We start from the raw sequence: 13,254 nt of genomic DNA on the forward strand, positions 1-13,254 counted from the left end.
ACGTTCCGGGCCAAGGGCACCTACCTGGTGCAGGGCTGGAAGGTGGTCGATGAGGTCCGGCGCTGGTAGCTGGGCGGTGGCGGCGTCGGCTCTTGAAGGCCGGCTGGGGCACTGCATCCGGTCCGCCGTCCATCTGACCGGCCCCAATGTGGACGCAAGGCAGGCGAGCAAGTGCGCTGACTATCTCTCGCCGTCGCGTATCCGGGCTGGCCCTGCGACACCCTCAGCACCGCCCTTGACAGCCCCGCCAACGACGAGTCGCCCCGCGATGACGGCGATGACCCGCCGCTGTGCGGAGCCACCGTCCGCTGACGTTGCCGTCAACTACTGCCGTCACCCCATGCAGAAGCCCCGCCAGGACCCACCTGGCGGGGCTTCATATTTGCGGCAGTTACCTCGCCTCGATCAGGCTACGAGCGACTTCTATGAGGTCTGCCATCAGCGGGGCGGAGACGTCACCCGCCTGCGGATCAATGCTCAGCAGCGCTGACGACCAGCTCCCGCCATCCGGAACGACGATCGCGGCGAAGGAAGCCTCCTTCGGCTCGCCGCGATAGCGGAACTCGATCACCCGCTCCCCAGCGGCAACATCCTCGAAGTCGATCACGTGGATCTCCGACTCACCGAACTTCACTGTGCGCATCTTGGTCTCCTCCGCTCAGTCCAAGAACCCGGAGAAGCTTCCACCTGGGGTGAAGCGTGCCCCAAGACCATTCGGCAGGCGAACATCGACGACATCTTGCCACTGTCCTCCAATTCGCCCTCGCCCGCGCGTCTCCACCGCGCCCGGATGAGTGAGGATCTCATCCAACATGTCCTGGCCGGTTGCGTTCCATGCGCCAGGGTTCTGCCTCCCGGACGGCGTTGGCCATCCATTCGGGTTTCCGTTGCGTCCCGCGTGCTTCTGGAGGGCCCGCCCTGCCATGCTGTATTCGCCGCGCTTATCCGAAGGGTCGATCTTGGCCCCCGACTGCGATGCGAAATCAACATCGATCGAGCAGTTGCTGTTGTGAACGAGTACCGGCGTCTGCCCAGCCAGCACATAGTACGTATGCAAGTCGTCAACCGTGAGGTTGTACGTGCGGGCATGCTTGGTGAAGGAGCGGTTGACGGTGACGATGACAGTGTCGCCCTCGTCGGTGAGCAGGGTCATGCCCGGCTTCAGGTCTCCCGCATCGACCCAGCGTCGCTCCGACGGAGACCAGAACGGGTGCTCGTAGGTGGCCGTCAGCTTTTCGATGCCGTCGTCTGTTGCGATGGACAGCTCGTTGAAGTGCTTGTCGTCCTCGGTGATGATGAGGCGGCTGACTTTTCTGGGGCCTGATTCGCCGGTTTCAGGATCCGTGGACAGGACCTCATCGCCGAGTTTGACGTCCTCGATGTTCTTGGTCGTACCGTCGGCCATGAGGACGTCCGTGCCCGCCAGGAAGCACTGGGTGCAAGAGCCCGATCTTGCTTTTCCACCCCGGCCCGCACCGACGCCGCCCAGGGCGCCCGGCCCCTCTCCCCCAATTCCGGCAACAGCAGCGACGGCTGCCATGGCCTCGCCCATGGCAGGAGCCCGGCTGCCGCACCCGCTGTCGCTCCCCAGCCTCATACAGGCGAGGAACATGAGATGCCTGAGGATGCTGTCGCCCACTTCCTCGTTTTCAGAGTGAAGCAGACAGCCGTACCCCTCCTCCTGGCAGAAGTTCTCGACTTCCTTGGTGAGCTGATGCGCGTATTTGTCGGCGTTCTTCCACTTCGGGACGAAGACGCCCGGATACACCTCGTAGTGCTTCTTGACGAAAGAAGCCGGGTAGACGTTGCCGGCAGCGCGTGCGGCCTGATGGTTCTGCGAGTACCTCGGCGATCCAGAGGAAGCCGGATGCGTAGGGGTTCTGTTCTCGTGATTGGGCGATGCCCGGGTGGGGCAGTCAAGGTCGGCGCACAGGCCCGTGGGGTCGCTGTTGCTGACCGGGCTGTTGCTGCTGTACGCATACCCGTTCATCTGCAGCGGATCCGCGATGTCGATGATCGGGTCGGCGGACAGGAAACGGCCCGTCGCCTGGTCGTACTCGCGCGCTCCGATGTGCGTCAGGCCCGTCGCCGCGTCGTCGATGCCCACGCCCAAGTAGCCACGCTTGTTGGGCCAGGTTGACGGCTTGGTACCGCGGATCTCGCCGTACGGCTTGAAGGAGCGGCGAGTGACCGCCTGACCGGAGGCGATGTCCACCGACGTGTTGGCGGTGCCGAGGTGATCGGCAAGCAGGACGCTGAGCTTGTGGCCCGTCGTCGCCCCGTTGGTGGTCGTGCGGACGACCATGGGGGCGCCGGACTGTGCGTAGGACCGCGATGCCCGGGTGATCGTGCCCGTCGCGTCCGTCGTCAGTTCCGTCTCGCCCAGGTACAGAGTCGACCCGGTGGACGTGTTCTCCAGGATGCGGTTGCCGGCGGCGTCGTAGATGTACGTCGTCTTCTTGCCGTCGTCGGTGATCGAGTCGAGCTTGTTCTCCGGTGTCCAGATCAGGTTCTGGGTGGTGTTGTACAGGTCCCGGGTCTCGGTGTTGCCCGTCGCGTCGTACGTGTAGGCGCTGCCCTTGCCCGACGGGGAGGAGTTGATCCACGTCATGGTGTGGGGCTGCGTCTTGTACGACGGGGTCGTGCCATTGCCGGTGACCGTCTTGCCGTAGCCGTACGAGAACGCGACGTTCTTTGTTGCGTCCGCTGTGTCGTGCTCGGTCATCGCGGCGCGGTTGCCTATCCAGTCGAAGGTGTACGACTGGCGGTAGGTGGTACCGCCCGTGGACACGGTGGCCGCATCCGGGGCCGCTGCCGCGAGGGTCGACGTCAGCGTGGAGTCGGGGGTAATGGCGTCCGTCGACTCGTCGGGGGATTCGGCGACCGGACCGGAGGACGCCGCGTAGTCGGTGCGGGGGCCCCACGTGGTGCCGTCGGACGCCTTGCAGCCGGTACCGCTGCCGTTCGGTGCGATGCTCGACGTCCAGGCGTGCACCAACTCGCCCATCACGTCGTACGTGAAGCACTGGGTGTCCCACGTGTTTCCCGAACTCACTGCCAGGTTCCGGGCGTTGGACGTGATCGTGCCCGAGGCGTCGTAGGAGTAGTAGCCATCCGTGATGCGGTGTGGGCCTGCGGTCTCGCGGTCGGTGACCGTGCGCTGGAGGCGGCCCGTGTGCGGGTCGACGAAGTTCGTCGTCCACACTCGGTAGGGCTGGGCGCCGGAGACCGAGCGCAGCACCTCTCCGTAGGGCGAGTAGGTTGCGTCGGATGTGTACCAGGTCAGGCCAGAAGTGGACTCGGTGAGACCGTCACTGTTGTAGCGGGTGACGACCTTCTCGCTCGCGAGACCGCCCTTCGCAGGCAGCGTCACGGACAGCGGCTTGCCGGTCGGCGTGTAGGTGTAGCCGTACGTGTATGCGCCGGACAGGCCCGTGGTCATCGAGTTCGGCGGGATGACGGTTTCGCTGCCGGTGGCGCGGTATTCGGAGTCGTAGCCGTTGACGCGGTTGACGTAGTCGCCATCGGGGGTGTGGCGGATGGATGCGGTCGGCTGCCCCAGTCCGCCGGGCGTCTCGTCGTACGTGAACTCCTTGCTAGGGCTTGCCGTTGCAGAGCCTTGTCGCACGTACCGCACGCGCCCAAGCACGTCGTACTCGGTGAACGTCTCCTGCTGACGCGCGTTCTTCACACGGTTGGGGCGGTCGGCCTCGTCGTACAAGGTGTCGGTGGTGCCGGTGTCGGGGTCCGCGGACGAGGTCACCCGGCCGCGGGCGTCGTGGACGTAGGACCAGACGTTGCCCGCCGGATCGGTGATCTTGTTGCCGTAGCCCCTGGCGTCGTACTCGTACGTCGTCGTGCGTCCGGTGTCTGAACTCGCCTTGCTGTAGTGCTTGACGGAGGTGACCCGGCCGAGGGCGTCGTAGTAGGTCCGCGTTCGGGGGGCCGTTGAGCCCTGCGGATCCACGTACGTGCTGGTGTCGCTGTATGAGGTGTACGTCGCGTACTTGTAGTCGCCGCTGTGGTAGACCGATGCGCGGACCTCGCGCTCCAGGCCGTCGTAGCGGTACTTGGTCCAGCTGGGTATCAGCGAGTTGGACCGGGGCGCGAAGAGTTCTGTACTCGGCTCGCCCTTCGCCAGGTACCCCCCGGTCTTCCGGTCGACCAGACCGTGATCGTTGTAGTCGGTGTCCACGATGATCCGGCCGGGGCCGTGGGCTTCAGTCTGCCTCTGAACCTCGCGCTGAAGACCGTCGTACAGAGTCATTTCACGGCTGTACGAACCGTCGTCCTTGAGGGTTTGGACTGTGACCGCGGCGGGTCTGTTCTCGCCGGACGTGATCACCGGCATCTGGTACGAAATCTGCATGGTCGGTGACTGGCCGGAGGGCGAGCGCGATGGTGACCAGCCCTTCACCAGCCGGCCGAGGGCGTCGTACTCGCTGCGTGTGACACGGTTGTTGGGGTCGGTGGCCGTCAGAGGTACTCCGCGGCCGGGGTCGTAGGTCGTGGTGGTGGTGTGCCCCTTGGCATTGATCGACTTCACCTCGGTGACCGGACCGCCCTCGTCACCTGGGGTGTATTCGGTCTCGGTCGTGCCGGTTCCAGGCGCGGTGACAGTGCGCACGCGACCCAGCGGGTCGTACGTCGCCTTCATGACGACCGAGTGCGCTGTACCGGTGCCGTTGATCTGGGCTGACGACGTGACAAGACCCCTGGCCGGTGAGGCGCCGTAGGCCAGGTCGTCGTAGGTGTTCTGCACCGACGACTTCAGCTTGGTGGCCGGGTCGGCCGTGGCCTGGGCGGCGCAGGTGGTGCCGGTGGTGCGCTGTTCCTTGGGCAAGCCGATGAGCCAGGCAGACGTGTTGTGTACGTACAACGTCGTGGTGCAGGACTGGTCGGAGAGGGTTTCGGCGGTGCCGTTGGGCTTGACGACGGCCGTCTCCACCTGGAAGGGAAGGCCGTAGATGTCGTCGACCGTGGTGAGTGTGCGGACGGCGCGCCAGGTGGGGTCAGCCATCTGGATGTCATCTGTCCGCTTGACGCCGACGCGATGGGCAAGGAGCGGATCCGCGGCGGTGCCGTCCTCGTTCTCGCGAGCTCTGGAGGCGGTCTGCTTGGAGTAGGGGAAGGTCAGGTTCTGCTTCTGGACCTTTCCGCCCGAGTCCCGGTAAACGATGGTCTCCGCGGTCATGCCGGCGAACTGTGGTGCGTCATCGGCGAGGAGGGTGTAAGTGCTGGTGGAGTCCTTGACCTCTCCGCCTGTGCCCTGGAAATAGCGGGTCACGGTGTACGACTGGCCGTTGACCTCACCCAGCATGGGGTTACTCTTGCTGCCCTTTCGGACTGAGACCTGCCGGTATCCCTTCCAGTCGCTGTACGTACGCAGCGCGGGGCGCATGAACTCGTCATCGCTCTTGGCCCAGGCCGAGCCCGAGTAGGCGTATGTGCTGATGACCGGCACTCCGTGCGAGGTGACCTTGTCGGTCTCGGTCACGGAGTCGACGACGTACTTGTTGAACCAGGCCTTCGGTGGTGTTCTCTCGTCGCCGTCGGGCGACCAGCGCACCGGGAAACAGGTGCCATTGCTCTTGCCCTTGTCCTCGGCCGGTTCGCTCGCGCAGCCGCCCGTGTACTCGACCTCGATGTCGCCGCCGAGCTCGGTGGAGACGGTGCCGATGCGGGGGCGGGTGAAGCCGGGGCGCTGGTCGGCCTTGCCGGTGAGGACCAGGTTGGGCAGCATGCGGTCTTTGAGGCGATTCTTCAGCGGCGAGGTGGAGCTCACCTTGTATGCCGAGAAGCTGATGCCGTGCTCGGACTGGAGGGTGCCGGTTGTGTCACCGGGCGCGTAGCCGGTGCGGGTGATGGAGTTCAGCCACAGGCCGGGCGCGGTGTCGTACCAGTCCTCGGGGAAGGACTGGTGCAACGTGTACTTGTCGACCAGGCCCAGGCCGGTCTGTCCGGCGCGCGCGGCCTTGGTCGTCACCCTGTCCAGACGCAGTTGCGTCCAGAAGGACGGGAACGCCGGACACAGCTTCGACGTGGACTTGCAATTGAGGTTGCCAGGCGTGTCCCACCAGGGGCGGTAGGCGCCCGGGTCGGCGGTCTTGGCGAAGTTGGCGGTGTCACAAGCAGTGGTGGACTTCAGGCAGCGCTGTTCGACACCGAACTCGATCTTCGCGGACGGCTTGGTCAGGTCGCTGCGCATGCCGTACTCGATCGAGGTCGGGTAGGCGGAGCGGTCGTAGTGCTCGGGCGACTTGAATTTCTTGCGGACCGCGTAGTAGTTCGACTCCTGGCTCCAGTTGACGACCATCGCATTGCCGTGCATGTCGACGACCTTGTCCAGGCCCCAGCGCCAGGCCTGCTGCTTGCCCGCGCCACAGCGGGAGTCGGCGAAGACAGAGGCGTGGCAGGGCTCGCTCGGGTGGTTGCCGAAGACCGGAACGGTAGAGACGGAGTTGGTGTCTGCGTGGCCGCCGCCGACCTGGTTCTGGCCGTAGTAGTGCTTCGTACCGTCCCGGGTCGTGACGATCCAGTACTCACCGTTGTTGTCGTCGTTGGTACCGCCGACCTTGTGCTCGACGCGCGTGCCGTCGTCCTGCTGCAAGCGGTAGATCTCGGTGTCGGTCTCGGGGTTGCTGCCGGAGGCGGCGGCGCGGACCAGTTCGACGGTCCGGCCGTTCAGAGACATCACCGCGTTGTACGAGACCCAGCACAGGTCCGACGTCTTGTCCTTCTTCGCCGTGTTGTTGGGCGTACCGGAGCCAAGTGTCTTGCGGTCGTCCTTGCAAGAGCGGTACCGGCGTTCGATGTAGCCGGCGTCATAGCTCCAGCCCTCGCCGATCCAAGATGCCTGTGGCGAGGAGACAGCCGTACGGCCGTCCACGGTCTGGGAGTTGTACTCGAAGGAGACCTTGGGCGCGGGCCCCGCGGGCGCGGACGGCAGGTTCAGCGGATACGACCAGGTGAAAGCGCCCGACGATCCTCCCGCCTCCCAGTTGCCGTCGGAAGCGAGCGGGGTTGCCTTGAAAGTGCCGCCGTTGCCGGCGCCGGAGTCGACGGCACCGAGGACGGCGGAGTCGCCGCCGGTGGCGGCCGGGTCCGCCGATGTCGGGGTGCGGTAGGCGGCCTGGAACACCTCGGATCCTGAGGCGGGGCCGGACGACGCCGAGGCGGGCGTGACTGTCCCGTCGGCCGCAGGGTCGACCGTGGCGGTGATGGACCTCGCCGCCGTGTCGTTGGTGGTCTCCAGCTCCTCGTACGTCTGGCAAGCCTCGTCGTCGGGCGTCGTCAGGTAGCACTCGGGGAACTGCACGAACCGCAGGCGGGAGGCCCAGTCGGCGCCATACAGGCTCTCGAACTTGGAGTAGTCGAGCTTCACGGAGACGGGGACTGCGCCAGTGGCCGGGGCCTGCACGTGCAGGACAGCCCCGTCCACGCCCTGACTGACGGACGAAGTGCGGTCCGGGATGGTGACCTGCCAGGTGCCGGTCGGCGCCGGCTGGTCGGCAGCCTGGCCGAGGCTGACGGGCAGGGACCCGACCGGCGTGAGTGCGGCCTGCTCGGTCGAGGCAGCGGAGCGCAGAGTCGTCGGCGTGGATGTCGCCGCACCGAAAGTCACCGAACCCGTCAGGTTGGACGGCGGCGTCACAGTGCCCGTCGGCGCTTGGAGTAGATCCTTGGGTATGTCGCCCCTCAGAGTCTCCAAGTCACGCGAGAACTCCTCGCCCTCCACGGGCACTTCGTTCTCCAGCTGCTCCAGCTCCACCGACTCGCGCCCCGTCTCGTCGGACGACGGGTTGGGGTCGGGCGGCAGCGCGAACGACTGGGCGGGCAACAGCCCCACCAGCAGAGCGGCTGCCACGGTCGGCACCGCGACGCGTGCGATGCGCAGGCGGGCATGCAGAAGTCTGTCGAACACGACGAGGTCCCCCCGGACCACTTGAAGCGGGACCGGTGACGGACCACGCGCGCTGACTATCAGACAGCGCAGATTTTGTGGTCACTCTGTGAAGGAACGCCATATCAGACGCGATCATGTGACTATGATCACGCCATGTAACGGCTCGTAACGCTTTGGATCCACTCAAGAGGTGCGAAGACTCAATGATCTGTGCATGATCTATGCATTCTCGCTTCTCACCAAGAAGCAACTCATAAGTACCCGAACCCGCTGCGAACTTGCCCCCTTCTGCCGGTGATTCGCACCATTCCTGACGCGGCATGACGGTCAACCAACGCGAACCGCTCCACCGCAGCCACGTCCCGAGGGATGCATCTCTGAAGGACATCACGCCGCGTGCACGGATTTCCCACAGGGTGACTACAGCCTCTTCATGAGTCATCATCGGCTGCCGTGCGGGGGCGCTCTGCCCTGTCCGCCTGCATTCCGGGGAATCTGGGGAAGGGGAACTGGGCCCATGACGCGCAACTGGCGCCGTGCGCCCGGTCGTCAAGCCGTCGCGGCGCTGCTCGCCACCGCGATCGCCACGACCGGCATCGTGTACGCCGGATTCCAGCTGGACGGCGACACATCGCACGAAAAGGCCGACCGCGACCAGCGGGTCAAGCAGGTCACCGAGTCAGCCGCTCTCACCACGGCCTCCAAGACCGGGAAGAAGGTCGAGGTAACAGCTGCACGCTCCGCGTCCTCGACCACCTGGGCCCGACCCGACGGCTTCATGGAAAAGCGGCTGCACTCCTCCCCGATCCACGCAAAGGTGAGCAGCGAGTGGAAGACCATCGACCCCAACCTCCACCGCACAAAGGCGGGTTGGGAACCGAGAGCCACCAACACCCGGATGGTGTTCTCGGCAGGCTCCGAAAGCCGGGGCGAGCAGCGCGCCGACCGCTCGGCTGTACGGCGGGTCTCCCTGGTGAAGACCGCTGCCGCAGACACCGGAACCCCGCTGGTCACGCTGTACGTCGGCGACCACGCGATCCAGCTCACCTGGCCGGGCGTGGTGCCGACACCCATCGTCGACGGCAACCGAATCCTGTACCCGGAGATTTTCCCCGGCGGCGACCTGGTGCTGACCGCCGACGACGACGGCTTCGGCCAGGTCGTCGTCGTGAAGAACCGTCAGGCGGCTGCGGACCCACATGTTCAGCAGCTCGCATACGGTCTGCAGTCAGCCGATCTGACCTTCCGCCTCGACCCGATCACCGGGATGGTCACTGCTGTAAACGCCTACAGCGAGGAAGTCGCCGTCTCCCCCACCCCGCTGATGTGGGACAGCAGCGGCACTCCGGCCGTCACCGACGGCACGGTCGGCGCCACCGCACAGCCGACGACACCTGAGTCCCCGGACCCGACGGACTCGGCGAGTGCGTCCCCTTCGGACACTCCCAGCCCCTCCGAGGAAGAGGCCGCCGAGTCGGACGAACAGGGCGACACGGATGTGGAGATCCTTCCCTCGGCCAGCGACGGACCCGAGCCGACCGTCTCGGAGTCCCCACTGCCGACCGCACCGGCGGAGCCAACCCCGGCGCCCTCGCAGACCGGGTCCGCGGCGACGCTGAGCCTGCCCTCCCTGAACGGCCCTTCCCCCGATTCCCGCGGCGACCTCGTCGAGGCCGACCTCACCACGGGCCAGTGGACGCTCACCCCCGACCAGGCGTTCCTGAACGACCCGGCGACCACCTTTCCGGTCTTCATCGACCCGTCGGTCAAGAAGCACACTCAGAACTGGACCACCGCCTACAACCGGCACCCCAACGCCACCTTCTACAACGGCAAGGGCTTCAACAAGGGCGGCACCCACGAGGCCCGCGTCGGCTTCGAGTCCGACACCTGGGGCACCTCGCGGTCGTACTTCAACATCTCCTTCGACAAGGACCTCAAAGGCACCAAGATCACCAGCGCCAAGCTGCGGATGCTGGAGACCTACTCCTGGTCGTGCCAGTCCCGGTCCATGAGCGTCCACCTCACCGGCGCGATCAACTCCCACACCAACTGGAAGAACGCGCCCAAACTGCACGACGGCAACAAACTGGCGACGAAGAGCTTCGCCCACGGCTACAAGTCCGGCTGCCGCGACGCCTTCGAGACCTTCGACGTGAAGAGCGGCGCCCAGAAGAGGGCCGACAAAGGCGAGAACCTGATCACTTTCGGCCTGCGCGCCCGTGACGAAAACGCCCAGTACGCCTGGAAGAAGTTCCAGGCGAACGGCGACTACGCGCCTGTCCTCGAACTCGTCTACAACCGCAAACCTTCCATCGTCTCCAACTCCCTCGACCTCGGCCCGGACGGCAAGTGCACCACCACCAAGCCGTACGTCCGCATGGGCTCCGGTGACCTGACCTTCACCGCCAAGGCCGCCGACAAGGACAAGAACCTCGACTACTTCGACTTCGACCTGTGGGAGCTGGGCAAGTTGGACACCACCGGTGACCTGCTCAAGTCGACCGGCAAGGTCTCCGCGGGCGGCGACACCGACACCGCCCTGCGCACCACTCCGAAGTTCGCCACCAGCGGCCTGAAGTCCGGTGCCACGTACTCCTGGCGGGTGCGGGCGGTCGACGACACAGGCATCACCTCCGGCTGGTACCCGAAGACACCCTGTCGCTTCGTCCTCGACACCACCGCGCCCCGCCCGCCCAAGGTGTCCTCCACCGACTTCCCCAACGCCGACGGCAGCGAGAACGGGTTCGGCAACAGCGCCGAGGACGCCAACTGGTCCACCATCAAGTTCGGGACAGCCGGCTCCTTCACCGTCCGAGCCCTGAACACCGACGTCGTGCGCTACGAATACGGCTACAACTCCGCCACCTACACCGGCAGCCTGCCCCGCACCAACGGCGCGGCGACCAGCGTCAGCGGCACCATCACGGGTGCCAAACCGCCCACGGCCGGACCCAATGTGCTGTTCGTCCGGGCCGTCGACAGCTCCGACAACGTCTCCGAACCGACCAAGTACCTCTTCTACGTCACTCCGCGCGACCAGGCCGACAAGCCCGGCGACTTCACCGGCGACCAGATGCCCGACGTCATGACGGTCACCGAGGGCGGCAACCTGGCTCTCTACCCCTCCCAGGCCGATGCCAAGGACCTCGCCAAGGGGACCGGCGACCTGGACTACTCAATGCCGGGCGCCTACCGGACCAACCCCAGCAAGGACCCCAACGGCGACGACGAAGAACCACCGTACGTCGCCGCGCCGAACGGACACTTCAAGGGCGCGCTGATCACCCACAACGGCGACATCTACGGTGGAGACGGTCTCCAGGACCTCGTCGTCCGCCTCGGGAGCAGGCTCTGGGTCTACCCCGGCGACGGCTACGGAGCGGTCAACATCGATCGGCGTCAGGAGATCCTGCTGCCTTCGAGCGCTCCCAGCCCCTCCGCCTTCACGCAGATCGTGGCCGCCGGCGATGTCACCGGCGACGGCCGCACCGACTTCTTCGCCACTGTGAAGAACGCCAGTGGAACCGACGACGAGTTGTGGGCCTTTACCGGCTACCACGGCGCAACCGTTGATCAGGCCGTCCGCCTGATCTCCACCTCCTGGGCCGACCGCGACATCGTCCTCGCTCAGGACGTCTCCGGCGACGGAGTCACCGACCTCGTCTACCGCAGTGGCGCCTCCGGCAGGCTCATCCTCCGCAAGGGCATCGCCGCGAGCGGCGGCGGAGTCGACCTCAACTCCCTGTCCACCGCCGCCAACTCCTCCGGCGGTGCCGACATCGAGTACAGCGCCTCCGGCTGGGCCGTCAGCAGCGTGCCCTTCCTGCTCGGCACACCCGACGCGAACAGCGACGGCATCCCCGACATCTGGGCAGTACGGTCCGACGGCTCCGTCCGCTTCCACTCCGGCGGCAGAACCACCACCTCGAACACGGGAACCGCGGTCGTCGGTCCTACCACCTGGTGGGCGAAGCGCATTGCCGTGGGGTGAGCGTGGTTGGACGCTGGGGCCCTACTCCCGAAGGAGGGTCCCAGCGTCCATGGCTCACGCCCGATGCGCCCTGCCCCTGCCCCTGCCACGCTTGGAACCATCCGGCCACAACTGCGGCTTCCGCTTCGCCGCCAAGTCCTCCGCCCAGCCGAACGCGACGACGCAGAACCCGATGAGCACCCAAGTGATGACCAGTACGGGCCATGGGCTCTCCAGCAGCCACGAGAAGTGCTGCCACATCACGTCGATCTCCCAGAGCCGGTCCCACTGCGTGGCGGCCACGAGGATGCAGGTGTTGTGCCAGAGATAGATCGTCACCGCACGGGAGTTGAGCAGGGTGATGGGCCTATCCCAACGGCGCAGCCGGCGGGGCCATTCGGACCAGGACGGGCTGACGTGCAACAGGAGCATGACCGTTCCGCAGGACCAGAGGGCCTGGGCCAGGGGCATGCTGTCGAGGTCATGGTCCATCGTGAAGTTGTGGTTCAGGGCGTACCAGAGCCCTCCGAGCGCGACGGCCGGCGCCACGGACGGGACGACGTAGCGCGGGAGGCGCTGGAGGATGCCCTGCTGGTACGCCATACCTAGGATCCAGCAGGCACCGAAGGTGCTGAAGTCCGTGAGCGCCGAGGGGATCCGCTCCCCGGGCAAGGTGATGTAACCCAGCTCGAACGCCACCGACAACATGATCGGCGCGGCGATCGTCGCCAGCGGAAGCGCACGCAGGGCACGCAGCAGGAACGGCGAGAGCAGGACGTACCAGAGGTAGGCGCGGAGGTACCACAGGGGTCCGGCGAGATCGATGGCCCAGTCCTCGCCGATGAAGCCCTGAATGCCGGGCAGCCCCTCCGCGTACGGCGGGTCGCTCAACGGCAGGATCCAGTACGTGAGGTGAAGCCACCACCAGCCCGGGTGGCCGCCCGAGTCGGGCCCCCAGCCCTGGAGGACCATGCCGGTGACGCCGACGACGCCCAGCAGCCAGAGTGGCGGGAGCAGTCGGCGGATGCGGCTCTTGATGACCTGCGCGGGCGGGCGCTTCAGTGAGCGGGCCATGAGGTTCCCGGCGAGCGCGAACATCACGCCCATGGAGGGGAACAGCAGCGGGAGCCAGGCCCAGCCCGTCAGGTGGTAGAGGACGACGCGGAAGAGGGCGAGTGCCCGGAGCAGGTCGAAGTAGCGGTCCCGGACCGGTGCACGCGGGGCCACTTGAGCGGCCGGTTCCGTGGGCTTGGCCGGGGGCGCCGGATCGATCGATGGGGGCGTCGCTTGCCGGGGCATGGCCGGGACATCCGCGACGCCCGACGCCGAAGGGCGGTTGTGGTGCTCGTCGTACACGAAGGCGTCCTGTCCGGTC

The 13,254-nt window shown here is 66.3% G+C and carries 4 protein-coding genes; 1 reads left to right on the top strand and 3 read right to left on the bottom strand.

Annotated elements, in window-relative coordinates:
• Positions 1–391: 391 nt before the first annotated feature.
• Complete coding sequence (locus KCH87_RS43830; protein WP_210593553.1) at positions 392–643, bottom strand: hypothetical protein; 252 nt, start codon at positions 641–643, stop codon at positions 392–394.
• 15 nt (positions 644–658) lie between these two features.
• A complete protein-coding gene (locus tag KCH87_RS43835) occupies positions 659–7,924 on the bottom strand; it encodes a polymorphic toxin-type HINT domain-containing protein (protein WP_308299062.1) in 7,266 nt (2,421 codons plus the stop codon).
• A gap of 499 nt (positions 7,925–8,423) precedes the next feature.
• On the opposite strand from KCH87_RS43835, the gene KCH87_RS43840 reads away from it, so the two are divergent.
• Positions 8,424–11,900: a DNRLRE domain-containing protein gene (locus tag KCH87_RS43840; protein ID WP_210593554.1), complete on the top strand. Its 3,477-nt coding sequence runs from the start codon at positions 8,424–8,426 to the stop codon at positions 11,898–11,900.
• Between the two features lie 54 nt (positions 11,901–11,954).
• On the opposite strand, the gene KCH87_RS43845 is transcribed toward KCH87_RS43840, so the two are convergent.
• Complete coding sequence (locus tag KCH87_RS43845) at positions 11,955–13,178, bottom strand: acyltransferase (RefSeq protein ID WP_210593599.1); 1,224 nt, start codon at positions 13,176–13,178, stop codon at positions 11,955–11,957.
• Positions 13,179–13,254 lie beyond the last annotated feature (76 nt).

Origin of the sequence: Streptomyces sp. GESEQ-35, from assembly GCF_017948485.1 — a bacterium.
Taxonomy (GTDB): Bacteria; Actinomycetota; Actinomycetes; order Streptomycetales; family Streptomycetaceae; genus Streptomyces.

Bases quoted from the DNA above. Each gene is read 5' to 3' on its own strand.
- KCH87_RS43845 (WP_210593599.1), bottom strand. From the start codon at position 13,178: ATGCCCCGGCAAGCGACGCCCCCATCGATCGATCCGGCGCCCCCGGCC.
- KCH87_RS43830 (WP_210593553.1), bottom strand. From the start codon at position 643: ATGCGCACAGTGAAGTTCGGTGAGTCGGAGATCCACGTGATCGACTTC.
- KCH87_RS43840 (WP_210593554.1), top strand. From the start codon at position 8,424: ATGACGCGCAACTGGCGCCGTGCGCCCGGTCGTCAAGCCGTCGCGGCG.